Raw genomic sequence first — 25,660 nt, forward strand, 5'->3', positions numbered from 1 at the left:
GAAGCCAGAGCAAAACCGGGAAAGGACGGAGGATATGCCTGCACGGGCAAGGCGCCGGGCAATTGCATCCGAGTATTTCCCTGGAATAAAAAAAAGGCAACCGGCTGCAGCCCGGAAAAGCGCACCCTTCCTTCAGTTTTTCCGCCGTTTACAGCATATTGTTCCTGGTTTTGGCCCTTTTGGGGCTCAGGTAAAGAAAATGATGCAGGAGTCCATCCCCAGACCGACATGCAAAGCAAAACATGGGAAATGTGCATGGAAGAAGCCAGGGCAAAATTGGGAAAGGGCGGAGGATATGCCTGCACGGGCAAGGCGCTGGACAACTTCATCCGGGCATTTTCCTGGGATGAAAGGAAAAGCCGTCAGCTGCAGCCTGGAAAAGCGCGCCCCTCTTTCTGTTCTTCCGCCGTTTACGGTGCGCTACTCCTGGCTCTGGAACTCTGGGACTCAGGCAGGGGGGAAAACAGCTTAAACGACAAAACGTGGCAGGCCCTGGCGCCCAAAAAAGTTCCGGATGGCAATGGAGCCTGGGGCTGCGCCAATGCCAACGGCCCCGGCCTGGCCGTCCTGGTTCACAAGCTGGGAGCCGGGCACAGCTTCACCGAATGGGAAAAGGCCCAATCCGGAGATATCATGAAACTGTGGTGGACGGAAGCCATTGGCGCGCGGGAGCGCGGCCATCTGACCATCTACTTGTCCCAGACGGAAGACAGCCTGACCTTCTGGTCCTCCAACCAATCCAATCCTGAAGGAACGCCGGGCTACGGAATAAAAACCGTACCCAAAACAACTGTCAAACATGTCCTCTTCACCCGTATCACCAGGCCGGAAGCTTTCACAAATGCTCCCTCCGTCGGAACGGACCCATGGCTGGGCTCCCTCCTGAAAAAAACCGTCACTATGGAAGAAATGCTCCGCCGCTGCGGCCTTTCCCCGTCATCCTCAGAAATCCATCCATGAATTATCCACCTCCTTCTCCTACACCCTGTTTTTCCATCCCCGCGCTTATATGGAGCGGATGCTGCGCCATCGCCGGAATCACTCTTATTCTGTCCACCTATCAGAATTACACCAGATGGAGCAAAGCCATACCTGGTTCAGGGGATATATGCGCTCAACTGAATCACGCCCGTGAAATCCGCCAACGGCATCTTTCCCTACAGCAGGAATGGCAGGAAAAATCCATCTGCATGGAAATCACGGAACAACAAATGGCCAAACTGAAAGAAGAAACTTCTCAAATCAAACGGAAGATATGGAAAGAAGAAAGAAAATGGGAAGACCTGGCAAAACAGATTGATCAGCAAAAAACTCTGTTTCTACAAGCTCAAGCTGAAATGCAGTTTGCCAAGAGTGCACTCAGGGCGGCAGGCGTGAGCCAGAAAGATATAGAAAACTACGTCTCCCGTCTGGAAGAACAACTGCAAAAAAATCCCCGTTAATTCCCCGATCATGATGAACAGATTGTCCTTTTACTCCTTTTTTTTCCTTGCTCTATGCCTGTCGGTATGGGGCGTCTCCTGGTACGCTCTCACCACGCTGAGCAACAAAATACGCACGATGGATCAGGAACTTGCCTTCTTCCTAGAACAGGAAAAGCACTATCTGAAAACCGCTCCTCAACGGGCATCCGATGCTTACCGTTTTGAACAATTCCCCGCCACTCTGGAAAAGTTCGGGGAACTGGCCATTCAACACCGCCAAATAGTCGGTCGCAAACAGGCTGTTGCGGACGGCTCCTTTCAAAAGTATTTGGAGAAAATACTGGACTCGGTAAAAGAAAAGGAAAAAAGAATCATACTGCTTCAACAGATCACCAAGCAACTTAATAAAGAAGTCCAACGTCTGCCCCCTAAACATTAAATATTGTTATTTCATGAAAATTATTATTATTTTTCTCAACTTATTTCTATCCTTGCCTCTTCTGGCTCAACTGCAGGAGAAAGTAAGCCAGGGTCAATCAATGCAAGTACACCTGAGACCACCCTACAGGCTTTTTACACCATGGCTTACATTGGGAGGATATAAAGGATCTGCCGTTATCGGTTATTCTGTTAATGCAGATATCTCATCCCCTCCTAGCGATGTACAGAGAGCAATTAAATCAGTCACTAGTCCTGTCAAAAATGCCTTTTTAACCTATAAAAAGCTGCATAATAAAACTGTGGATGAAAACAGTTATCTTTCCGACGGTATAGCGTGGTCTTATATGATAATTCGTTTTCATCAAGATAAATCTGAAGACATGCACGGGGCTATAACAGCATGGTCAACAGGAGCCAGTGGCAGCGATTATTATACTGTCGGTGCTTTTAAAAACGTATCCAGAGCCTGCATAGGAAAATGGAGCAAATCAAAAGAAGACGCACCAATGAAAGTCAGCTGGAAAATTGTTGGGAAAGACGGAGAAACTCCCGATAAAGAAGGATATGAATGCTTTGCTGGAACATTAGATCCGGACAATTACACTATCGATGGTCAATGGGTTGCATATGCTTCTCATCTTCAAGAGAAGATGCGGCATCAGTCCGGAAGCATGAAATTTACTTCTCCTCAACTTTTGGGGAACTCTTATTCATTTGAGATGAATAAAATCACTCGCGATCCCACCTGGGATAAAAAAAAGGTTAAACAGATTATCAATGATTACAATCGTATTGCGGATATCTTCGGTTCAGGTTGTTTCCCGTATTTTCTTAGTCATGAGGAACAGGAGCAAATTGTAGCTTATTACGTGCATGAGGCATGGAAGTATTATGCAGAAGACCTCCCATCTGACATTAAGTCCTCTATTGAATCGCACATAAATAAAGATGAAAACAATATTTTTAATTTCAAAGTTAATCTAGGAAATCAATTTTTTTCAGATAGTAAAAGGGATAATAATGGGTACAGGCTTCCTGTTCCTATGCAATATCATCTTCAATCTCCCTGGATATTAAATATATCTACTGGAACATTTCTCACAGATATGGTCGAGAATGAAAAACAATCTAAATCAAGGTTATCACTAATCGCTCACGAAATATTAGGACACGGTATATTCCATCGCTATTATTCAGAATTTATTAAAAAAATATCTACAAAAATAGAACATGAGAAAAACATTTCTACACCTGAAGCAAATACTGCCGCTTCAGAAGGATTAGCTGTTGCTGTTGAATATGCCGTTTACCAAAAGGAAAACGGTAATAAACACGCCAATATTTCAGAATTCGTACAATGCAGATATGTAAATACCAATGGCAAGCAAGCAGCCATGTATAAATTGGGAGTAGAGTTTCTAATACAGGAAGGCATTATAAACAAGGAGGGGAAACTGGATTTTAGCAAAATTAATAACTAAATTGCTGTCATTTTACAGATCTCCATACATTGGACATCCCATGAAAAAATCGGCAAATCTATCGGATGTCTTCCATAATGTCATCCAGATCATCCAGAAATCTCTAGCAGGAGGAGATTCCCTGACGCGAGCGGAAGAAATTATCGCCTTCATCACTGTCACCTCCCTGATAGCGTTTATCTTATACCTTGTAGCCTTTTGCAGAAAGACGCTGAAGCCAAACGCTGAAAATATTGCCCCAATGGTTATTGTCCTTCTGATGGGGATATCCCTGGTCGTGACCATTTACGGATACGTGACGGAAGGATTTTTCCTGAGTATGGTTCTATTATGGATCTTTAGCGGCATCACTCTCGGAATAGGAAGTTCCATGGGACTTTTCCGTGAATCGGACTCTTTCGGGAGTGTCATTCAAGAAACGATGTCAGAATGGAAGGCAGAGGATAAATATGCGGGTTCCCTTGAAGGTAAAAGCATTGTATTTAGCGATGGCTCCAGGGGAACTATTCGGGGTGAAGATATCGAATCTTCCATGGAAAAATGGGGAATGCGGCTTGGAGGACTCGGAGTCGGTCTGGCCATAGGAGCGGCCATTATCGGACCGCTTGTCTGGATTGTATGCGTCTTACAAGCATTTTACAACGGATGTATTTCCTTTAATAAGAAAGCCCCATAAATCAAAATACAGTTTCATGCTGAGTACCTCTATGCCATCGCAAACTACTTCCTCCGAAGTAAGCAGTCATTCCCATTGCAACCGGACATACGCTCATGGAGAGAGCTATACCGGAGAACTCCAAGGTGGATACCGCCATGGGAAAGGAACCTACTACTTTAGTGACGATTCCTGGGTACAGGGAACATGGGAAAACGACAACCTGTCAGGAAATGCCACTTTTTACCATGCAAAACAACAACGGACTGACAAGGGAACTTTTTGCGGAACATCCAGAAAAGGTCACGGAACGATGATATGGGACGACGGCACTCTATATGAAGGGACATGGAACGATACGGAAGAAGGGTTGCAAGGCAAGGGAGTCATGTGCTCTCCAGAAGGAAAAAAAGAGGCAGGAAAATGGATAAATGGCTCGTGGAAAAGAAGCTTCTCTTATAAAAATTCATTTTACGACATAGTATATCCCATTCAAAAACATCCAATTTCTTCTCTGATATCTTTCTCCCTTATCATCATCTTACTTATTCTTGGAATAACCATTGATGTAAAGGATAGTATTACGGATCCATATATAATCTATCTACTTACGGGAGATTCATTCCCATCAGTAAAAACTACTACCTTGATCAATATAGCCTACATCATATCAGGAATGGCGCTACTCCTCATTGCCATGGGCGGCCCAGTATTTAGACGAGTTTCCGGAATTCACTATAATCCACTGACAACAATAGTATTATCATCCATGTCCCTTGGGGGCGCCATGGGATTTCTTCATACATCCTACAGGGGAGAAGCCTATTATATCATTATATGCATATTCAGTCTCTATCTTCTTATTTTCATGGAGAAGTTCTACTATAAATCTGTGCGATTTGAATTTGCGCTCATTGCAGGCATCCTGTTCTCATGGCTGTCTATTTTACTTTTCAGGAATTCTTATTACCTTTTTGAAGGCATGAGCTGGCCTTATGCACTTCCACTATTATCGGTACTCGCATGTTTTGCATTGGGCCATATCAAATATGAGCAAACCGGATTTTTTCCTAATCACAAATCATTTACTTTAGCAGTATTAGGTATTTTAATAAATTATATTATCTTACAATCCTGCCTGAATATTGATAAAATACTATCTTATTTAAAATATATTTTACCTTCTCACAGTTAATGAATATCCTTTCCCTCTTATTTTTCCCTATCATTGCCGCCATATGTGGGAGCTGGGCATTTGCTGATGGAATTCACGCTCCGGCATCCATCCATGGGGCAACGATTAAACTGGATGGAGAATCATTTTACCCATCCGAAATCACTATTGAACAATATGAACCGCTGGGAAACAAAGCTCGGCTCATCATGCGCTACTCAAAGAGAATCATGCCCAGAATCTATTCAGCCGCATCTCTTACCGGGGCGACAAGGGAAGAAGAAGTGTATGGTGAAAAAGTAAAACCAGCGTTCGTCACTTTCTCAGAACGTGCAGGCCATGTCTATTCCGGAACAGTTGAGGGATCATGGCTTTCTTTTCATAGCTACAGGGGAAAAGAAGAAGAACAGGAATTGACCATTTTAAAGGCTCAGAAGATTGAATTCATTCTACCTGACAACGACCGTCCGCAAACAGGCAGTGTAGAAGGCCCGGAAACTCTGAAAAAAGGAACAATCCTTCAGATCAAGACAGATAAGAGAAGCCTCAGTTATGAAATCGGGAGTGACTGCGAGTTATCATACTACTTCCTAAAATATCCGGATGGAAAAGAAGCCGGAATTGCTTTGGATTTAACCGGGGAACCCGGGAAACCGGATGTTTCCCTCCATCTTTCAGCCTCGGAGGCCTTTGAAGAAGCTATGACTATATTTGACCCCGAGCCATATATCGTATTTACAGAAAAATTGCTCGGTAAAATCTATAAAGGAGCTTTCTTCGGCTATTTATACGGATACACCACAGGCCCAGAAACCAATGACACTCAGGAACCTAACTATAAGATGATTTTCAGGGAAAAGCTGCTCAATATTACAATTATCCTGCCGTAATAGTACATTCATATTTTTGCGTATTAATTTAAGAGAAGCTCTTTGAGTCATTTCCATTTCTAAAGTGCAATGAATGGATTTAAATCAGCCCTCATACTCAAAAGAAAAATCATGATTTTAACATATTTATTCCCTGTTTTATGGACTACTATCCTTTTCTGTGGGAATTACGTAACTGCCAAGGAGGTTCAGGCCCCCCAGTCCTTGGAAGGAGCGAATTTGGAAATTTTCGGAAGAAAAGAAGAATACGAGTGCCTGCAAAATGATGTTTTCCTGAACTTAAAAGATGGCCTTTCCTGGGAAGGGAGTGAAGACAGGATTACCAGATATGAACCGAAAGGAAACACTGCTCTTATTACCCTTCTCCATATTGATAAGAAAAAAGAGGATTATTCTTCCGGAGAATATGAAAAGAATCCAGCCTTATTCAAACGCTATTATATATCCGGAGAGACGTCTTATGATCGAGCGCAGAGGAAAAACCCGAAACCAGCGACCATCGTTTTTACTGACAAAGGAGGCCATGATTATTATAAAGGAATCCTTCAGGGATATCTGACTTGCGATAAAAAACAGAAAGCTGAAAATCTTACAAGCCTTCCAGTTGTTATCCTACTGGGTGAGGAAAAGGATCAGGATCCTGAGCTGGTGAAATTGCTTGAACAACTTAAAAACGCCCATGGAGCACGGGAAGCTAACTGGAGCCGTCAGGAGCTGGTCGAGTATTGGAAGGACCGGCTTAATAAAGTTTATCAGGAGCTCATAAATTATTACTCAAATTTTCCGGTTACAACTGAGAAATTGAAGACGGCCCAGAGCGACTGGGAGACCTCCTATGCCTCTATGGTGATTGCATACGTCTCATGCCTGACGGGGGGAGATGAAAAAGAGGAGAAAGGTCAATGGTTTGAGGCCAATATGCTCAAACTGGATTATGATACCATCAAACAGCGTTGCCGTTTTCTGGAAAATATGCTGGATCTGATCAAGATGAACGACCTTTAAGCATTGAAAAAAGTAAAGTAACTTGGTCTATTTTTTAAATTTCATTATTCTCAAACATTCCCTATATTTAGAAAGATATAAAACCAAGTAATCATGCCTCCTAAATTCATATGAATAAAATATCTATTATATTCCTATATACCTCCCTGACTCTTGTGTGCGCCTGTTCCGCCTTTGCCCAGGAAGAGGTGAAGGCGCCCCAATCCCTGGACGGAGCTTCCATCAGAATCAAGACGGCTGATGAGAAGGAAATATTCTGCGATGCGAAAGATTTGCACATCATCCTGTACACGCCGCAGGGCAATACTGCCCAGCTCATCTTCACTCATGCAGCAGAACCCGTGCCCCAAAGAATTCGTTATGAAAAACTTTCAGGAGATGAATCCTACGACGCGAGAGAAAACAAGGGAACTCCGGCCCTTCTTACTTTTACTGCCGTCAAAGGCTCCGTTTACCATGTCTCCGTGGAAGGTTACTGGACCAGCGACTATTCCCAAGAAGTTGATACCATACAGAACATGGAAATCATTTTCCCCGTGAACATATCCATCCAAGGGGATGAGGAATGCATCGAACTCCTCCCTGAACCGGAAGAATTTGAAGATCCTCAACGTACCTGAACCCATTTCCCGCTCCAAATCATTTGAAAACTCCAACAGAGCTCCCTTCCATTAGAATCACTCATCCATTGCATGCATATGATCCCTCCTTTTAACAAACTGTTATCTGCCCTCCTCCTTTTCCTGTTTTTATTCATCCCCCAGTCCTTCGCCCGGGATGATAGAATGCAGCAATTCGCCTCCTTATTGAAGGATACACTCAAAGCCTCTTCCTGCAATGAAAAGACTGCAAAGTCATCAAACCCACGGATGAAGGAATCTCCGTCCTCTGCCATGAAGCAGAAACAGGATAGCAAAAAACAGGAACGCCTGTTTGAAAAAATAGCGGCGGAGGCGGAGAAACTGATCAAAAAATACAAGATTGACGTTAATCAGGAAGTAAAGGTTCTCTCCAAGGAGGTAACCCCCGTCGCTGTCGTGGCAGAATCCGGCAATGTCCCAATGATGGAAGTGCTTATCAAGCACGGAGTAACCCTTAATCAGGAAGGATATACTTATTACGGCGGGCATAAGAGCAAGGCATTTCCCGTCATAATCGTAGCAAAATCCGGCAATGTTCCAATGATGGAACTTCTTATCAAGCACGGGGTAAATCTTGACCTGAAAGATGGGAAAATCCATGTCAATTACGAGACCCATCCAAGCCATTCTGCCGTACTGAATGCCGCGGCGAAATCCGGCTATACCTCGATGGTGGAGCTACTTTTGAAATACATACCGGATATTGACTTCCAGAGAGTAGGAACTACAAACATCGCCGCACGAAGAGGGGATTTGAACATGCTCCGCTTCCTGAAAGAACAAGGAATTCCCTTTCATTCCGGCTGTCTGGCAGCAGTCAGCCATCAGTGCAATATACTAACAGGCTGTCGTTCAAAACAGAACACCAATTGCCCCCATCTGATGGTCATTCAGTATTTGTTGGAGAACGGGTTTGATATTAAAAAGGACAGAGGCGAAGCACTGGCCTGGGCCTGTTTAAGTGGAAATGAAACCATGGTTCGCTTCTTGCTGGAACATGGGGCGGAATGCCATATTCACAGCGCAGCCATTTGCCCAGCCTCCGGCTCAGCCATTGTCAAAGCAGGAGAAGGAGGAAACATCAATGTCATCAAGATGCTCCTTGCGAAAGGAGCCAATATCCATGACGTCAGGAAAGATGGCAAAGCCAATGCCCTTCATCAAGCAGCCAACTACGGTAAAGCTGCCATTGTTCCCTTCCTTGTCCAACAAGGAATTGAAGTCAATACACCCAATGGCTACGGGCAAACGCCATTGATCCTGGCCGCCAAATTTGGCTGGCTGGATACGGTAAAAGTCCTGCTTGCCCAAGGGGCAGACGCCTCCGTCAGGGACCACAAGGGGAAAACAGCCGCCGACTATGCCTTGGAATCGTCAAATCATACCAAGGATACTCTGGACGGAGCCCGTTTTGACAAGAAGGGAGCTGGAGAAGCCTATCGTCTCCTAAAGAAAGCTCGCTAACTGACTCGAACCCACTTTCGGCTCACAGAGCCATGCTCTTTCCCCTGCCGGATCTTCCAACTTCCAATTCCCTGCACCGGGTTATCCCGGCAACGCTCCCGATCTTAACGTCATCAGCTTGGGCTGGGCCGTGTATTCGCGGCCTTTTTTCACCAGGCCGCCGGCGCTCACCAGATTCTGGAGCTTTTCATAAATCCTCAGCCTCAGGATCTCCTCACCGCCCAGGGACATATGCTTTTCCTTCATCACAACGACGGTACGCTGGAAGATGTCATTGAATTCCAGCATGCCCGCCTCATGAAGAATGATAATAAGCTCATCAGTCACCAAATCCGGTGTCTTGCGCGAGGAATGTGATCTCCTATCCTCCAGCATGATGTTAGAATATTATATGACACACTTCCAGGAGTCAAGTTGATAAGACCAGCGTCATTTTCCGCCGGAAAACGGCAAAAAGGCCTCAAAGAAGAATGACCGGGGATCAAATGAGCAAATTCCCCGGCGTCCGGGAGGCCGCTTTCATGAGCTGCCTTGTAAAGAACGGGCCCGGACCGGATAACAAACGCGGAGATAACTACCCGGCCCGGATGATTTGATTGTCCATCAGCAGCGGAAGGCAACAAATCCTCCCTGCTTTCCGGAAATTTCAAGGCAGCGGGCGGAACACTGATTGAAGAACGCGCCACTTCAACCACCGGCCGTTGCAAGCAGCGGTCCCTTGCTGAAGGGCTGCCTTTGATTCATTCTTCCGTGATGCGCGGCGCGTTTACGCCGCCCACCAGCAGCACGATTTCCCCTTTTGGGGCACGTTCCGCAAATTCCGCCGCCAGACGGGAAGCCGGACCGCGGTGGTAGGTTTCAAAGGTCTTGGTCAGTTCCCTGGCTACGCAGACGGGCACGTCCGGATCCAGCGCCGCCAGGGCCTGCACGGTTTTGACAATGCGGTGGGGGGATTCGTAAAAGATGCTCGTGTGGCTGGCTTCCACCGCCGCCTGAAGCATGGCTCCCTTCCTGCCGGATTTGACGGGCAGAAAGCCGCCAAAGAAAAAAGCGTCCGTAGGCAGTCCGGAACCCACCAGGGCCGTCACCACGGCGGACGGTCCGGGAAGCACGGTAAAGCTTATCCCCTTTTCCTTGAGCGTCTGGATAAGGCGGTAGCCCGGATCGCTCACGCCCGGCATTCCCGCATCACTGATCACGGCAAAGCTTTCCCCGCCCGCGGCACGCGCGGCAATTTCTCCAGAGCGCGGCTGCTCATTGTGGTCATGCATGCTTATCAGCGGCTTGCGGATTTCATAATGGGAGAGCAGCAGTCCGGAATGGCGGGTGTCTTCACACGCAATGACATCCACCTTGCGCAGCACGTCCAGAGCACGCAGGGTAACATCCGTCCGGTTGCCGATCGGCACCGGAACAAAGTAAACGCTGTATTCCACTTCCGCCATAAGCACAAATTCTACGGAGCAGTACGGAGCTATCCGTTGGTAAGGGTTTCCGCAATGGAGGTGGCCACCAGCCGCGCCGCATAGGAGAGGGCGTTGGTCCTGGCCGTTTGAATGTTGCCCAGGTCAAAGAACTGGCTCACTTCCTCCGCGGAGTTGGAGTACAGCACCTCTCCCGTCTTTCCGTCCACCACCCGGTACTTGACGGACAGGCGCAGGCCCAGTTCCGTACTCTTGTAGGTGTCTTCCCGGCTGGAACGCAACTGGTCAAACGTAACGGAGTACACTTCCCCTTCCACCCGGATATCCGCATCCGCTCTGGTGCTCAGCCGGTAGGTGCCGTCCCGCTGCAATTCATCCGCCAGAGCGCCGGTCACCAGCGTAGCGGCACGGGGTTCCAGCGAGTTATTGGCAAAGAGGCAGACCTTGACCGTCTGCGCAAATTCCAGCTTGGGCGGCTTGGTTCCCCCCAGCTGGTAGCCGCAGGAACCGGCCAGCAGGCACAGAACGGGCAGAAGAAGTTTGAAGACGTTCCGGATACGGTTCATGCGGACGGAGAGTTCCTGTTATTTGCTGGTCACGCCCAGTTTTTTCAGGCGCGCCTTCGCTTTGGCGGCGGCGGCCGGATTGACGTCACCCTTGGCGGCCACTTCCTGATAGCAGAAGATGGCCGCATTGGTATCCTTCATCTTGGTAAGGTAGTATTCCGCCACTTCCAGCTGCTGGGCCACCAGCTCACGCTTCATGGCGGCCAGGTCGGAACGGGCGGCTCCAGCACGGGCGCTGTTGGGATAGCGCTGGAGGTAGTCTTCATACGCTTCCTGGGCACGGGCTACATTGACGTGGTTGCGGTCGCCGTCGGCAGCCGCCTGGCGGTACAGGGTGGCTATCTGGAGCTGGGCCGTGGGGGCCAGCGGAGAGTTCGGGTGGTTGTCCACCAGGTTCTGGTACGCCTCAATGGCTTCCTTCATCCGGCCGCGGGCGGCCAGGTAGCTGCCCAGCACGTTCATGGCCTGCGGAGCGGTGGAGGCATACGGGGCGTTGTCACGCACGTGGTTCAGCCACTCCGTGACATTCTTGGGATCCATCCTGACATCAAACATCCACAGCACGCGGTTGGTCAGCGCGCCGCTCGCCGCGCCAAAAGCCATTTCCTTCTGCCGCTCCATCGCCTTCTTGTACAGGGGGCTGTCCGGGTGCCGGTCAATGAGTTTCTGGTACTGGTCAAACGCATCCGCAGGCTCCTTCCGGGCCTCGTAAAGTTCCGCCATTCTGAACCGGGCCTGCGGCGCTTCCTTGGAAAGGGGGTGCTTTTCTACCACGCGCCTGTATTTCTTGATGGCTCCGGAAAGATCGTTCTTTGCTTCCTTAGCCCGGGCCTCCTGCATCAGGGCAATAGCCTGCTGGTCCACCATGCGGACGGTTCCGGGGGGAGGGGGCGCTTCCGAAGAGCACTGGCACAGCGCCAGCGTTCCGGATACGGCGGCCATCATGAGAAGCAGCTTTTTCACATTCATCATTTTACAGCAGAAAAAGAGCGCGCGTCAACCTGGTGAACGCAGATTGACGCGCAAAAAAAGTCAGTGTCCCTTGCCGTACACGGCTTCGGCATCAAAAACAACGCCGCCGTCCGCTTCACGCAGCGTGACGGGTTCGCCCTGGGGCCGGGCCTTCAGTTCATCGCCGAACGGCACGGAACGGTAGAAGCAGGAGTGGTGACCGGTGTGGCAGGCTCCGGCGCCGCACTGGTCCACCAGCACGATCAGGGCGTCCTGGTCACAGTCGATCAATATTTGCTTCACCTTCTGCACGTGGCCGCTGGTAGCCCCCTTGTGCCAGATTTCCTGGCGGCTGCGGGAATAATAAACGGCTTCCCCCAGTTCCATGGTCATGCGCAGGGATTCTGCATTCATGTACGCCAGCATCAGCGGTTCATGGGTAACATGGTCCATGGCGAGGGCCGGAATCAGGCCGTTCTGGTCAAATTTGGGGGCGAATTCCACGCCTTTTTCCACATTCACCTTGCCGCGGTCGGCAAAGACAATCCGGGATGAGATGTCATTTTGTTCCATAACCGGCCCCCTTAGTACATGAAATATCCGACATATACCAATCTTTTCTGTTGCTCTGACGCAACGAAATGTTTTCATAGGGAGCGTATGGCATTCACGGCACCCCAAGCGTTCGACCTGCTGCGCACCGCCTTCTCCCGCAACAGGCTTCCCCATGCCCTGCTCGTCGTGGGAGACGAACACCAGGGCGCCTCCCGCCTGATCCTGCAGCTGCTGGAGCTGATCAACGGCATCCGGGCGGACCATCTGGACGGCGTGCGGGACGAGTACTGCCGCCTGGTGCGCCCCAAATCCAAGTCCCGCCGCATCCTGCGGGACGACATCCGGGCAGTGGAACCCTTCCTCCAGCAGCGTGCGGCGGAAGGGAAATGGAAGATAGCCGTGTTCATGGATGCGGAGCGCATGAATGACGAGGCCGCCAACGCCTTCCTGAAAACCCTGGAGGAGCCTCCCAGCCAGTGCCTGCTCATTCTGGCCACCTCCCAGCCGGACCAGCTTCTCCAGACCATTCTTTCCCGTTGCGTGCGCGTCAACCTGCAACAGTCCCCGGAGTTCAAGCTAACCCCTGTCCAGGAGGCCCTGCTGCCCCACTGGCTGGAAACCTGCCGCAACCTGGACAACGACCTGGCCGCACTGGCCTTCCGCAGCAAGTTCATGGAGGTCATGACGGAAGCCAAAGCCGCCATCACCAGGAACCTGAACCAGGCCCTGAAGGATGAGGCGAAGGAAGCCGCCCAGGGCACGGATACTTCAGACTGGGAAGCCCGCAACAAGGATGCGAACGCCGCCCAGATTGAAACGGAATACCTGGAACAGCGCAACCAGGCTCTGGAACTGCTTATCAGCTGGTTCGGCCAGGCGGCCCTGATCGCTTCCGGAGCCCCGGAGGTCACGCCCATTCATCCGGAAGTGCAAACACTGGCCGCACAGATGCCCGTGAACGAACTGCTGCGGCGCATGGACGCACTCAGCAAGCTGCGGGACGATCTGAATTTCAACATTCATGAGGCGCTGGCCCTGGATGTGCACCTGCTCGCCGCCGTAGGTTCCTCCTGAGCGGGGGATCCCCCTTTTTCCAAACCAACGCCACCCATGAACACATACCCATTCATTCTGCTCCTGGCCGCCGCCTTTGCAGGCTTGGCGCCCGTCCGCGCCGTCACCCCGGAGGAAGGCAGGCAAATTTACATGGAAGCCAAAGCCGGAAAAGCGGAGGCCCAGTACCGTCTGGGCCTTTGCTACCTGAAAGGGGACGGAGTCAAACGCAGCACGTCCCAAGCCAAAACCTGGCTCACCAAGGCAGCCGCCCAGGGCCACCGCACGGCAAAGCGCTCCCTGCGGCTGATCCCCAAAAAACCGCCCATTCCCGTGAGCCCGTCCATCGACCAGGCCACGCGGGAGAAAAAGAGCCTGGAACTGTACGAATACTTGTATAAGCTTAAAGATTACAAGCCGGAAAGAGCAATTGTCTACAAGTCTTCGGGCCGTGACAAGAAAGGAAAATTCCCCGAACAGGGAACGGCTCCGGACCTGGCCGTAGTCAGCGCCCTCATCCGCGCCGGGGCAGACGTCAACTACCAGGGGGAAGATCTGAATAATTACAAATCCTGCCCGCTGGCCCTGGCCATCAACATGGAGTTTTACGAACTGGCGGACCTGCTCATCGCCAATGGCGCAGACGTTAATAGGGAAGTGAAGGACAACGGCAAGTTCGGCAACTCGTTCTCCCTGCTCTACCTCTCTTCCAACCACTACCCTCTTACCAAGGCAAAGTACCTGCTGGAAAACGGAGCCGATCCTGACTACGTGTTGGATTCAGGCTATCCCCTGCTTGTCTGGGCCGCCAGGCACGGGCAGGACGAATTAGTCGCCCTGCTTTTGGAATACGGAGCGGACCCTGACAAGACACTGACTCAACCGCGCAAAAAAAGCTACAAACCCGGCAACGGGGAAACAGCCCTCTGGGCCGCAGCCAATTCCACCAATTCCAAGGATCCGGAGCTGGAAGCCGTCGCCACCATGCTGATCCAGCACAAGGCGGACGTCAACCGCCGCGCCAAGGACGGCACCACGGCGCTGGACCGCGCCATTGCCAAGAAGAGGGAGGGACTGGTCCGCATTCTGAAATCCGCTGGGGCTAAAACTTCCAGGGAATTAGGCAAGTAAAAGCAGACGGAGTTTCCGATCGTCCGAGCATTTCCGCGACACCGCATTTTTCAGGAAAGCCCTTCCCGGCCGCCGTTTTTCCCCTAACCCGCATGAACATGAACCGATATTCCTACTTGCTGTTGTCCGCCGCCCTTACCGGTTTAACGGCCGCCCAGGCCGTCACCCCGGAGGAAGGCAGGCAAATTTACATGGAAGCCAAAGCCGGAAAAGCGGAGGCCCAGTACCGTCTGGGCCTTTGCTACCTGAAAGGGGACGGAGTCAAGCGCAGTCCGTCCCAGGCCAAATTCTGGTTTTCCAAGGCCGCCAAACAGGGACACCGCACGGCGGAACGCTCCCTGCGCCTGATTCCTAAACAGGCGCCTCTCCCCGTGGACCACGCCATTGACCAAGCCACACGAGAGAAAAAGAGTCTGGAACTGTACGAATACCTGTACAAACTCAAGGATTACCGGCCCGCACGGGAAAACAGGAACTCTTCCACGACCATCAATGGAAAAACAACCTATCAAAAACTCCCTGAGAAGGGAACCAAACCTGATCTTTCCAAGGTAAAAGCCTTCATCCGCACCGGAGCGGACGTCAACTGGCAGGGAGAGGAGAAAGGGGGCGACAAGTCCTGCGCCCTGGCCCTGGCCGTGGAAATGGAGTTTTACGAGTTGGCTGACTTGCTCATTGCCAATGGCGCGGATATCAATCTGGAAATAGGTCGCGGTGACAATCTCAAAAACGGTTCTTCCTCCATCCTCAGCAGAAACAACTTCGGCGGAGCCATTTCCAAGGCTACCTACCTTCTGGAAAACGGAGCTGATCCGGATTACGTGTGCAATGACGGAAGGACCCTGCTGATCACCGCTTCCCGGTATGGAAGCACGGAGACCGTCAAGCTCCTCCTGAGTTACGGGGCGGATCCCAACAAACTCAACGGCAAGCCGCGCTTCGGACATTACAAGCCGGCCAATTCGGAATCCGCCCTCTGGGTCGTGGCAGACACCACGGGCCTTCTGGAAAGATCCACGAATGAAGTCGCCAAACTGCTGATCGAACACAAGGCGGACGTGAATTACCGCGCCAGGAACGGAACCACGCCCCTGGACCGGGCCATAGCCACAGGAAAGAACAGCCTGGCGAACCTTTTGAAATCTGCGGGGGCTAAAACTTCGAAGGAATTGAACGGGAAATAAGGGAAAAAGATCAGCCCTTCCCCCGCCCTCCCTGCAAACGGGGGGCTATGGCTTCTTCATAAGCGCGGAATTTCTGTTCATACGTCAGCCGTGCCGCCGCCGGACTGGTGGAGGGCATCTGCATGATCACGGGAGTTTCCCGGAGGAACAGTTCCGGAAAATACCGTTTAAGGTATTTATGGGAGGCGGTGCCATTGCAGCAGACCAGGCTGATGCCGGGAAAGCATTCCAGCAGGGCGGCAATGTCATTAGGCTGCTCCCCGGAAATATGCTGGTCCAGGCTTCCGGGCCTGATGCCGGAAGCCACCACGTCCCACAGCCCCACCCCGCCCCGGTTGAGCAGGCGCAGGCGTTCCTCATACGGCAGGGAAGGGTCAAAACCCAGCAGAGTCCCCATGATTTTCCAGAAGGCGTTGCGCGGATGGGCGTAATACTGAGCCTGCCTCAGGGATTCATCCCCGGGAAGGGAGCCAAGCACCAGCACGGAACATTCCGGCGTGACGGAAGGAGGGAAGGAACATTTCTTCACGGCCTGTAATGGTCAGGGATTCTGCATGCCGCAGTGTCTGCGCACTTCCTTCATGCCCACCTCCTGCTCCAGCAGGGAGGACAGCCACGGGTGGCTTCCCACCGCGGGAGCCCGATTGAATCGCTCCGGCCTGGTGATGCGCGTGAAGATGACGCGCCGGATCTGGGATTTAGGCACCGTTTTGGCTCCGTACCCGTCCGGCATGTTGGAGGACCAGAAGGTTACCTCGTCCCCGCCATCCTTCACCAGGACGGTCAGATGGCCGGATTCCCGCCTCCCGATGCGGTCCGTCCAGAAAATCTTCATAAAGTCGCCCGGCCTGGCCTTCCGCCAGTCTTCAAAATTGAAGCCGGCCCCCAGCCTGTGCACCAGCACGGCCAGACCGGGGCCGTTGGCGTTCGCCCAGCCCCACGGCCCTTCGCCGTCATGCTGGCCAAGGCGGGGAATCAGGGACAGCCACGCTTGTTCGGAGATAACGGGCTGCGGCTGCCGGTCATCCCATATTTGCAGGGATCTGAGAAGAAGCAGGTAACAGGCGGAGGAGCAGAAGGAGGGGGTGGCTTCCCGGAGAAGGAAAACGGGGCGGCGCGCACGGGCGTCCCAGCGGCAGGTCTTTTCCGCCAGGGCTTCCATGGCCTGCCTGTTGGTCTTGTAACCGCCCCCGTTCCGGAACTGGGAAAGGCCGCTCCGCAGGGCCTGGTACCATGAAACCGCACCCGGAGGCATGGCCGCATCCCGTCCTGCAGAGGCGCGGTCCGCCCCCGGCGCGGCTCCGGGCCACAGCAGGCCCAGGCAGCAAATCAATATCAGGGCACTCCTCATCCTTGCCTCACAGGGTATACGGACGCCGGAAAATATCAAGGGCGGATTGCGCGTGCAAAGACGGGCGGAACGGGAAGAAGGCCAGAGCCTTTTCCCTGGAATTCCTGTTGTTTTGTCTGGACTTGTCGCACGGCGTCCCTTACTGTGCGTCAGGTCACGCGCCGGGTATGCGGAGCGGAGAGGCAACGCACCTTGGGCGGACCTTGTTTCCGGTATTTATTTTTAACCACCACGGACCACATAGAGGCATCATACCATGGCAAAACGCGAAGACATCCGCAAAATCCTCATCATCGGCTCAGGCCCCATCATCATCGGCCAGGCCTGCGAGTTCGACTACTCCGGCACCCAGGCCTGCAAGGCCCTGCGCGCTGAAGGCTACGACGTCGTTCTGGTGAACTCCAACCCCGCCACCATCATGACGGACCCCGGCATGGCGGACCACACCTACATTGAGCCCCTGACCGTGGACCGCATCACGGCCGTGATTGAGAAGGAACGCCCGGATGCCCTGCTGCCCAACCTTGGCGGCCAGACGGCCCTGAACCTGGCCTCCAAGCTGCATGAGGAAGGCATTCTGAAACAGTACAACGTGGAAGTCATCGGCGTGGACCTGGAAGCCATCGCCCGCGGTGAAGACCGCATCATTTTCAAGGAAACCATGGACAAGATCGGCGTGCCGGTCGCCAAGTCCGAACCTATCTACTCCGTGGAGGAAGCGGAAAAAGTAGCCGCCGAGCTGGGCTACCCCGTCGTGCTGCGCCCTGCCTACACCATGGGCGGCACGGGTGGCGGCATCGTTTACAACGTGGAGGAACTGCGGCAGGTGGTTCCCCGCGGCCTGGCCGCCTCCCTGATCAACCAGGTGCTGGTGGAAGAATGCGTGCTGGGCTGGGAAGAACTGGAACTGGAAGTCGTGCGCGATGCCAAGGGCCAGAAGATCACCGTCTGCTTCATTGAAAACGTGGACCCCATGGGCGTGCACACCGGGGACAGCTTCTGCGTGGCCCCCATGCTGACCGTTCCGCAGGAAGTGCAGGACAAGCTTCAGGATTACTCCTACCGCATTCTGGACGCCATCGGCGTCACGGGCGGCACGAACGTGCAGTTCGCCCACAACCGGGAGGACAACCGCATCATCGTCATTGAAATCAATCCCCGCACGTCCCGTTCCTCCGCCCTGGCCTCCAAGGCCACCGGCTTCCCCATCGCCTCCGTATCCACCAAGCTGGCCTCCGGCATCACGATGGACGAACTGCCCTACTGGCGCAAGGGCTCCCTGGAAAAGTACGAACCTTACGGCGACTACGTGGTCGTCAAATTCGCCCGCTGGGCCTTTGAAAAGTTCTCCAAGGCCGCCGACAAGCTGGGTACCCAGATGAAGGCCGTAGGTGAAGTGATGAGCATCGGCCAGAACTTCAAGGAAGCCTTCCAGAAAGCCGTGCGCTCCCTGGAAATCGGCCGTGCCGGCCTGGGCCGCGTGAAGAAGCTGGAAGCCCTGACCACGCCGGAACTGCGTGAAAAAATCACGTACGGCAACAGTGAACGCTTCTTCCAGATTTACGAACTCCTGCGCCGCGGCGTGACCGTGGAGGAAATCGTGAAGCTGACCCGCATCACCCCGTACTTCATTGAACAGATGAAGGAACTGGCGGACTTTGATTTCTCCCTGGATGAGCAGACCTGGGAATCCCTTCCCGCAAAGACCCTGCGCCAGGCCAAGGAAATGGGCTTTTCCGACAAGTACCTGGCCCAGATCTTCGACGTGCCTGAAAAAGCCGTCCGCACCCGCCGCCAGGAAAACGGCATTACGGCCACGTACCGGATCGTTCCCGTCAGCGGCGTGGAGCATGCGGAATACTATTACTCCACCTACAGCGGCGCGGCGGACGAAGTGCCCGTGAACGACAAGAAGAAAATCATGATCCTGGGCGGCGGTCCCAACCGCATCGGCCAGGGCATTGAGTTTGACTACACCTGCGTGCACGCCGCCTTCACCCTGCGCGACCACGGCTATGAGTCCATCATGGTGAACTGCAACCCGGAAACGGTCTCCACGGACTTTGACACGGCCAACAAGCTGTACTTTGAACCCGTGACCGTGGAAGATGTGCTGGCCATTTACGAGAAGGAAAAGCCGGAAGGCGTCATCGTCCAGTTCGGCGGCCAGACCCCGCTCAACATCGCCCAGGCCCTCAAGGACGCCGGCGTGAAAATCATGGGCACCCAGCCGGAAGGCATCCGCCTGGCGGAAGACCGCGAATACTTCCGCGAACGCATGATCGCCCTGAACATCCTCCAGCCGGAAAGCGGAACCGCCCGCTCCCTGGAAGAAGCCGTGGAACTGGGCCGCAAGATCGGCTATCCGGTTATGGTGCGCCCCTCCTTCGTGCTGGGCGGCCGCGGCATGGAAGTCATTTACGATGAAGAAAACCTGAAGCGCTACGGCGTGGAAGCCATCCAGGTCAGCCCGGAATACCCCATGCTGATCGACCGCTTCCTGGACAATGCCATTGAAGCGGAAGTGGACGCGCTGGCCGACGGCACGGACACCTTCGTGGCTACGGTCATGGAACACATTGAGCTGGCCGGCATCCACTCCGGAGACTCCGCCTGCGCCATTCCTCCCGTGACGATCGCTCCCAAGCACATCCGCACCATTGAGGAACATGCCTCCAAGATCGCCAAGGACTTCCAGGTGAAAGGCATCCTGAACGTGCAGTTCGCCATCTGCAACGACGAGGTGTATATCATTGAAGCCAATCCCCGCGCCTCCCGCACGGTTCCCATCGTCTCCAAGGTGACAGGCATCTCCATGGCCCGCCACGCCACGGAAATCATGCTGGGCAAAAAGCTCAAGGACCTCGGCCTGAAGCCGCGCGCCTGCCGCTTCATCGGCGTGAAGGAAGCCGTCTTCCCGTTCAACATGTTCCCGGAAGTGGACCCCGTCCTGGGGCCGGAAATGCGCGCCACCGGGGAAGTCATGGGCATTGCGGACAACTTCGGCATGGCCTACTACAAATCCCAGGAAGCCGCCGGCTGCATCCTGCCCACCTCCGGCAAGGTGCTCATCACCGTCTCCGACCGCGACAAGAAGTTCATTGAACCCATCGCCCGTGACCTGATCTCCCTGGGCTTCCAGATCGTCTCCACCGGAGGCACCGCAGAATACCTGCGCGGCCAGGGCGTGGAAACGGAAGTGGTCAACAAGCTGCACGAAGGCCGCCCGAACCTGGGCGACATGATCACCAACAAGCAGATTGACCTGATCATCAACACCCCGGTGGACCGCACCAGCATGATTGACGACTCCTTCATCCGCATGCAGTCCATCCAGAAAAAGATCCCGTACATGACCACCATCGCCGCCGCCAAGGCTACGGTGGAGGGCATCCGTTCCGCCCAGCATGTGAAGGTATCCCCCCGCTCCCTTCAGGAATACCATTCCTGAACCTGGGAAAAACCGGTTCAGCCAGGTCCTGCATGTCCACTGCGGCATGCAGGATCTGCTTTTTTAATCCCTTCTGAACTGTCTACCCCCGGAACAACGGCACCCTCTGGAAGAAACGCCTTCAAAAAAGGCGGAGAAACCGGCCGCCCCAAACGGGAACCTGGCAATTATTCCCGGGAAACCTTCAGCCTCAAAAACCTGCGGGGGAATGTCTCTCCGACGGCCGCCGTGTCACGGTACTCTCCATGCGTTCCGGAAACCTCAGCAGCCCCTTCTTCCTGCCATACGTTCAGGTCCTCAGAGCTTTCCACCTGGAAGGTCACATCCGTGGCCTCCGGGTTTACCGGCCAGCTCAACGTCATGTAGGACAGGCCTCCTTCATGCCTTAACGTCAGCCTGGTGACGCTTCCGCATGGTTTCGTGGGGTCCAGCCCCGTAGCGTACTTCATCAGGTTGCTGATGCCGTCTCCGGCAGGCACGGCACCCTCTCCCATCTGGTTCTCCGCCGTTCCGGCAGGAAATTTGTCCTTCTTCCATTGGTCATACGGGTCTCCGGCCTGTGCCACGGAGAGCACCCGCGTCAGCCCCTCCGGAGTGGTTACGGTCACCACTCCGTCTCTGGATGAAGAGGAGGCGTTGGAAGCAGCCTCCACCGTAAAACCGCCGTCTCCCCGCCCGGACGCATTCCCCAAAGCCAGCCAGGGCGCGGAGGAAGCGGCATTCCAAGAACCTTCCGCTATCACGGCCACCGGAACGGCACTGGAGCCATGGCGGCCCGGAGAAAGAGACTCGGGGGAAATACGGAATATTTTTACGTCCTCCTGGGCGGATTCAAAATAAAGCGCCGGCATGGCTCCCGGAACGGCTTTCCATGGAGCCTCCTCCTCTTCCCCAAAGGCAAACCCCAGTTCGTTCCAGACGCTTCCGGAACCGGCAGCAGGAGCGGAAGCTCCATTCTTGTTGCCGGAACGGTGCGCCATGGCTACGGCGGCCCCATTCGCGGAAATGGAGCAAGCGCTGTCAAAAACGTTATCCTGTAAACCTGAATTGGCCATGTACCCCAGGATGCCGCCTGTATAAACGCTTTTTCCCGTACCATTTACAGAGACGGAGGCCACGCATCCGGAATAGTTCCCCGCCATGTCATAGCCGCAAAAACCGCCGGACATGGCGTAATAGGAACCGGAGGAAGCTTCCGCCGCTCCGGAAGCATAACAGTGGGAGAACGTCCCCCCCTTGCTGTTGTACCCCGTAAAGCCCCCCGCCATGGCCGTGCAGGCTCCCGAAGCCGCGGCAGCATGCGCTTGGACGCTGAAAGAGGAATAACAATTTACGCAGCTCCCGGCTTCATTTCTTCCTGTGAATCCGCCTGCGCACGCATAATCCTGGGAGGCAAGAGCCTTGACTTCCTCTCCCCGCGCGGCGCAACTCACGTAATGGCAACGGATGCTGTCACCGCAGAAACCTCCCGCCCATCCCTTTGCGGAATGGAGAATGCCCACGTTTCCAGAAGCGGTGCAATTTGTAAACTCCGCCTGGGAGGCCAACCCTGCGAAGCCCCCCATCGTAAAGGTCTTGCCCTCGTCTCCGGCTTCCAGAATACAGGTGGAAAAGCAATTCCGGAACGTGGCGGGCAGCGCCCCGTCCGTCTCGGCTAGAAAAGCTGCCATGCCCCCGCCGTACCCGTGGAAAAATGAATCAAACGCCACGCTGCTTTCCGCTCCAACCATGACCCTTCCCCGGGAATAACTGCCCGTCACACTGCTCCCGGCATGCCCGCGCCCCATGAACCCTCCGGCAAAATAAGAGGCGGAAACAGAGCAGTTCGTCCCGCAGCGGAGGAAGGTACAACCGCCCGCATCCCGTCCCAGGAATCCTCCCGCCTCATACAGGGAACTGACATTTCCTTCCACCGTGCAATACAGGAAATTCGTATTCCTGGCAACCGCGGCCATGCCGCCCGCCGATGAAACGGCCCGGACGGACTGGGAAATGGAAACGCCCCGGAGATGGACATCCCGGATATCCGCCTCATATAAACTCGCAAAAAGCCCGGCATAAGACATGCTTTCCGTTTGAACGGACAAGTGGGAAACGGCGTGGCCGCGTCCATCCAGCTTTCCCTGGAAAGCCCCCTGCCCGTCATCGGCTGCGGAATGGGAACCAATAGGCGTCCAATCCTCTCCCACGGCAATATCCCGGGTCAGGATGAAATGCTTGTCCCTGTGCGCTGCGCCGCAATAATCGTTCAACGCTGCCAGCCCGGCTGCGCTGGAAACCCTGAAGGGCTGCTCTTCGCTTCCATCCCCTCCGTCAAAGGCGGCCGTTCCCATGGCGGAAGGAGCGGCCACGCAGGCCAGCAGGTACAAGGCTAAGAAAAAAGAGGAAAAACGGCTCTTCCTCCCAGAGGCGGTTGCAAGAAATTTTTCCATGGAATCAGGGATGGTAATAATATTCCACACGGTCGTAATAGGCCGTGTTATCCTGGGTGGGAAGATGGTCTCCCATAAACCCGAGATTTTCCACGCTGCAATAGATGTAAAAGGAAAAAGCCGTCCCGAAAGCCAGCCGCTGGGTCTGCCTGAGTCCACCGTCTATGAACCATTTGACCTCATAATTGCCGTTGACCAGGGTCAAATCCATTTCCACCGTGTGCCATCCCGTTTTAACAAGCTGCCTGCCGGATACGTAGGGATTGGCCTGGGAAGTCATCGCCACTACCAAATCATCGTCCTCGGCGCCCAGCCGGGTTCTCTCCGCCTGCGTGCCTGAACCTATCTCAAAATCCAGCTCATGCTGGTCGTCGCAGTAAATCCATGCTCCCACGCTCGTTCTTCCGCACTTATCCAGTTTGGGGAGGTAAAGACGCCATTTGTAACGCCCCGTGGTGTAAATCTTATCCCTGGTCAGCACCTTGCGGCGGTCCTGCGTCCCCTTGCGCACATGAATGGCCAGCATCCCGTTTTCCGTGACGGTTTTCGGCTCCGGATTAGGATTGGAATCATAAGGGGTGTTCTGGTTCATATGGGCCCAATCTTCCATCTCATTGAAATTCCACGTTCTGTGATATACGTCAACGGGAGGTGCGGAAGGATCTGCGGGATCCAGCCTGTCCGGACGTACGGCCTCCATCAGGGCTCTGGCCTCTTCCTCCGTGGTAATTGCCTTTCCCCACAATGCAATGTTGTCAAAATCAGCCTTGACCGACTCATTGGCATTGTTTCCCGTACATCCCAGCCCGATCAGCCGGAAGCGGGGAGCAAACGGGAAATTACCGACAATCGTGCAGGTTCCCCTGTGTTTGCCGTTAATAAAAAGGTTCACCGTCTTATTCTTCACGGAATAGACGACGGACTGCCATTCCTCCCCGGACGGAAGAGCCGGAGACTGAGCGCTGGAATTGCCGGATTCGTCCTTCCAGGAAGTGGAGGAAGTTCCTCCTGCCCCCCACACCGTCCAGCCGTTGTTGACGGTAGCCCCGTCCAGGGCTAGCAGGGCGGACCCTCCTTCATAGTGACGCACATGGAATGAAATGGAAAAATCCGTGCAGGAAACGGGAAGGCCGTTCCCATTGAAAATTTGCAGACTGTCCCCCGTCCCTCCTCTGGTGCGTACATAGCCGGAATTGTCTACTCCCCCGGTTTCATGATATTCCAGGCTGCCCGGATAAATCATGACGGGATATTCCTGTGTGGCTGGTACATTGCCGCTGCCGGCAATGTACCGTTCCGGGATTTGCGGGGAATCAAAATCCAGCAGGTAAATCAACTGGTTGGTGGACAAAGCTCCATGCAGTTGGCTGCACAGGCAGAACGCCGCGGACAGAAACAACAGCTTTTTCATGATGAAGGCGATGATGAATCCCGACCCCTTCAAGTAAAGGAAATGACGCGAACCGCCCGAGACGGATTCCTAGCCCCTCCTGCGGCGGCACAGCAAGGTAAACAGCCCCAGCACACCCAGGCTTGCCGTGGAAGTTTCCGGGACCATGAGGGCGGACGCAGGATGGTCTGACAAGAATTGGACCTCATCTGCGTTCAGGGTCCTGTTCCAAAGGCTGAAATCATCCATTTTCAACGTACCTGCACTCACTCCCTCATTTCCGCAGCCCAGCTGAAAGAAATTGAGGTTTCCGAGATCGGTGCCGCCGAAGTTGTAAGTGGCTGTTTTCGTGCCATCCAGATACAGGGAAATAATTCCGTCTCCGGCCGTCATCGTAAAATTCTGCCAATTGGAGGTATTGCCAGTCAGCGTCCCCACATTGCCTACATAAAAATTCCCCTGGGAGGAACTTACATAGAGTTGAATGGAATTGCCGATGGTTTCAAACTGGAACGTACGGTTGGTGTCCGTCGTCATGCGCAGCACGTAATTGCCGTTCAAGGAAACATCCTTGAACTGGAAATTGACGGAAAAATTGTTCGCGCTGATATTGGCCGCACTTAATGCGGCGGTTCCCGGGTGGGCGCCGGCAGTCCCGTTCAAATTCAAATACCCCGCGCTTCCAAAGGCTCCGCCGGACGCGATTCCGGAGCCCCCCCACGCGTTAACGCCGCCCGTATAGCCCGTATAGCTGTCGTAGCCGTTCGCAACCGTATCAAATCCCATATTGATTACCAACCCCTCCTGAAGGGAAGAAGGAGCCGCCAGGGAAGCGGCATGAGAAACTCCCATAGAAGCCATGCCAGTAGTTAATAGAATCATTAGTAATATTCTCATAGCGATTCATCCCTTTAACGGATTTCAAATCCGGATAAAGTCAATGCCGCTATCAAAAATGCGCATGACAGGAAATATGAAGGTGATAGGAGCAGCAGAA

The 25,660-nt window shown here is 53.4% G+C and carries 25 protein-coding genes; 14 read left to right on the forward strand and 11 right to left on the reverse strand.

Annotation, left to right across the window (positions count from 1 at the left end):
* A partial coding sequence (locus LIO64_RS11285; RefSeq protein WP_290549549.1) for a hypothetical protein occupies positions 1-257 on the reverse strand: 257 nt, incomplete at its 3' end.
* Between LIO64_RS11285 and LIO64_RS11290 the strand changes: the two genes are divergently transcribed.
* The 10 genes from LIO64_RS11290 (at position 256) to LIO64_RS11335 (ending at position 9,175) form a co-directional block, all read left to right on the forward strand.
* Positions 256-960 carry a hypothetical protein gene (locus tag LIO64_RS11290; protein WP_290549550.1) on the forward strand — a complete coding sequence of 235 codons (705 nt, stop codon included), beginning with the start codon at positions 256-258 and terminating at the stop codon, positions 958-960. The genes LIO64_RS11285 and LIO64_RS11290 overlap by 2 nt on opposite strands.
* On the forward strand, positions 957-1,442 hold the full coding sequence (locus tag LIO64_RS11295) for a hypothetical protein (protein ID WP_290549551.1): 486 nt from the start codon (positions 957-959) through the stop codon (positions 1,440-1,442). Before LIO64_RS11290 ends, LIO64_RS11295 begins: the two co-directional genes overlap by 4 nt.
* A 10-nt stretch (positions 1,443-1,452) precedes the next feature.
* The gene (locus LIO64_RS11300; RefSeq protein WP_290549552.1) at positions 1,453-1,863 is read left to right on the forward strand and encodes a hypothetical protein; all 411 of its coding nucleotides are present in this window, start codon (positions 1,453-1,455) and stop codon (positions 1,861-1,863) included.
* Positions 1,864-1,876: 13 nt separating this feature from the next.
* Positions 1,877-3,346, forward strand: coding sequence for a hypothetical protein (locus tag LIO64_RS11305; protein ID WP_290549553.1), 1,470 nt, complete (start codon positions 1,877-1,879; stop codon positions 3,344-3,346).
* Between the two features lie 40 nt (positions 3,347-3,386).
* Entirely contained in the window at positions 3,387-4,022 is a 636-nt protein-coding gene (locus LIO64_RS11310) for a hypothetical protein (protein WP_290549554.1), read from the forward strand.
* Between the two features lie 16 nt (positions 4,023-4,038).
* Positions 4,039-5,196 carry a hypothetical protein gene (locus LIO64_RS11315; protein WP_290549555.1) on the forward strand — a complete coding sequence of 386 codons (1,158 nt, stop codon included), beginning with the start codon at positions 4,039-4,041 and terminating at the stop codon, positions 5,194-5,196.
* Complete coding sequence (locus LIO64_RS11320) at positions 5,196-6,065, forward strand: hypothetical protein (RefSeq protein ID WP_290549556.1); 870 nt, start codon at positions 5,196-5,198, stop codon at positions 6,063-6,065. Before LIO64_RS11315 ends, LIO64_RS11320 begins: the two co-directional genes overlap by 1 nt.
* Positions 6,066-6,176: 111 nt before the next feature.
* Entirely contained in the window at positions 6,177-7,070 is an 894-nt protein-coding gene (locus LIO64_RS11325) for a hypothetical protein (protein ID WP_290549557.1), read from the forward strand.
* A 110-nt stretch (positions 7,071-7,180) separates the two neighbouring features.
* Positions 7,181-7,690, forward strand: a complete 510-nt coding sequence (locus tag LIO64_RS11330; protein WP_290549558.1) for a hypothetical protein — start codon at positions 7,181-7,183, stop codon at positions 7,688-7,690.
* 72 nt (positions 7,691-7,762) lie between these two features.
* Positions 7,763-9,175: an ankyrin repeat domain-containing protein gene (locus LIO64_RS11335; protein ID WP_290549559.1), complete on the forward strand. Its 1,413-nt coding sequence runs from the start codon at positions 7,763-7,765 to the stop codon at positions 9,173-9,175.
* 81 nt (positions 9,176-9,256) lie between these two features.
* On the opposite strand, the gene LIO64_RS11340 is transcribed toward LIO64_RS11335, so the two are convergent.
* From LIO64_RS11340 to hisI, 5 genes are all read right to left on the reverse strand, one after another.
* Positions 9,257-9,502: a hypothetical protein gene (locus LIO64_RS11340; RefSeq protein ID WP_290549560.1), complete on the reverse strand. Its 246-nt coding sequence runs from the start codon at positions 9,500-9,502 to the stop codon at positions 9,257-9,259.
* 413 nt (positions 9,503-9,915) lie between these two features.
* A complete protein-coding gene (rsmI, locus tag LIO64_RS11345) occupies positions 9,916-10,620 on the reverse strand; it encodes a 16S rRNA (cytidine(1402)-2'-O)-methyltransferase (protein WP_290549561.1) in 705 nt (234 codons plus the stop codon).
* Between the two features lie 29 nt (positions 10,621-10,649).
* On the reverse strand, positions 10,650-11,165 hold the full coding sequence (gene lptE, locus LIO64_RS11350) for an LPS assembly lipoprotein LptE (RefSeq protein WP_290549562.1): 516 nt from the start codon (positions 11,163-11,165) through the stop codon (positions 10,650-10,652).
* Between the two features lie 18 nt (positions 11,166-11,183).
* Positions 11,184-12,128 (reverse strand): tetratricopeptide repeat protein, encoded by a 945-nt coding sequence (locus tag LIO64_RS11355; RefSeq protein WP_290549563.1) that lies wholly within the window; start codon positions 12,126-12,128, stop codon positions 11,184-11,186.
* 69 nt (positions 12,129-12,197) lie between these two features.
* Positions 12,198-12,689 (reverse strand): phosphoribosyl-AMP cyclohydrolase, encoded by a 492-nt coding sequence (hisI, locus tag LIO64_RS11360; RefSeq protein WP_290528465.1) that lies wholly within the window; start codon positions 12,687-12,689, stop codon positions 12,198-12,200.
* A gap of 87 nt (positions 12,690-12,776) precedes the next feature.
* Here hisI and LIO64_RS11365 point away from each other — a divergent pair, with 87 nt between their 5' ends.
* The 3 genes from LIO64_RS11365 (at position 12,777) to LIO64_RS11375 (ending at position 16,039) form a co-directional block, all read left to right on the forward strand.
* Positions 12,777-13,745, forward strand: a complete 969-nt coding sequence (locus LIO64_RS11365; protein WP_290549564.1) for a hypothetical protein — start codon at positions 12,777-12,779, stop codon at positions 13,743-13,745.
* A gap of 36 nt (positions 13,746-13,781) precedes the next feature.
* Positions 13,782-14,855 (forward strand): ankyrin repeat domain-containing protein, encoded by a 1,074-nt coding sequence (locus LIO64_RS11370; protein ID WP_290549565.1) that lies wholly within the window; start codon positions 13,782-13,784, stop codon positions 14,853-14,855.
* Between the two features lie 92 nt (positions 14,856-14,947).
* Entirely contained in the window at positions 14,948-16,039 is a 1,092-nt protein-coding gene (locus tag LIO64_RS11375) for an ankyrin repeat domain-containing protein (RefSeq protein ID WP_290549566.1), read from the forward strand.
* A 10-nt stretch (positions 16,040-16,049) separates the two neighbouring features.
* On the opposite strand, the gene LIO64_RS11380 is transcribed toward LIO64_RS11375, so the two are convergent.
* Both LIO64_RS11380 and LIO64_RS11385 read right to left on the reverse strand, forming a co-directional pair.
* Positions 16,050-16,568 (reverse strand): DNA-deoxyinosine glycosylase, encoded by a 519-nt coding sequence (locus tag LIO64_RS11380; protein WP_290549567.1) that lies wholly within the window; start codon positions 16,566-16,568, stop codon positions 16,050-16,052.
* A 12-nt stretch (positions 16,569-16,580) separates the two neighbouring features.
* The gene (locus tag LIO64_RS11385) at positions 16,581-17,390 is read right to left on the reverse strand and encodes a hypothetical protein (RefSeq protein ID WP_290549568.1); all 810 of its coding nucleotides are present in this window, start codon (positions 17,388-17,390) and stop codon (positions 16,581-16,583) included.
* A 256-nt stretch (positions 17,391-17,646) separates the two neighbouring features.
* On the opposite strand from LIO64_RS11385, the gene carB reads away from it, so the two are divergent.
* Positions 17,647-20,841: a carbamoyl-phosphate synthase large subunit gene (carB, locus tag LIO64_RS11390; protein ID WP_290549569.1), complete on the forward strand. Its 3,195-nt coding sequence runs from the start codon at positions 17,647-17,649 to the stop codon at positions 20,839-20,841.
* 167 nt (positions 20,842-21,008) lie between these two features.
* On the opposite strand, the gene LIO64_RS11395 is transcribed toward carB, so the two are convergent.
* The 3 genes from LIO64_RS11395 to LIO64_RS11405 form a co-directional block, all read right to left on the reverse strand.
* Positions 21,009-23,273 (reverse strand): BACON domain-containing protein, encoded by a 2,265-nt coding sequence (locus tag LIO64_RS11395; RefSeq protein ID WP_290549570.1) that lies wholly within the window; start codon positions 23,271-23,273, stop codon positions 21,009-21,011.
* A gap of 4 nt (positions 23,274-23,277) precedes the next feature.
* Complete coding sequence (locus LIO64_RS11400; RefSeq protein WP_290549571.1) at positions 23,278-24,684, reverse strand: LamG-like jellyroll fold domain-containing protein; 1,407 nt, start codon at positions 24,682-24,684, stop codon at positions 23,278-23,280.
* Between the two features lie 69 nt (positions 24,685-24,753).
* Entirely contained in the window at positions 24,754-25,524 is a 771-nt protein-coding gene (locus LIO64_RS11405) for a LamG-like jellyroll fold domain-containing protein (protein ID WP_290549572.1), read from the reverse strand.
* Positions 25,525-25,660 lie beyond the last annotated feature (136 nt).

The organism is Akkermansia sp., from assembly GCF_020860705.1.
Lineage (GTDB): Bacteria > Verrucomicrobiota > Verrucomicrobiia > Verrucomicrobiales > Akkermansiaceae > Akkermansia.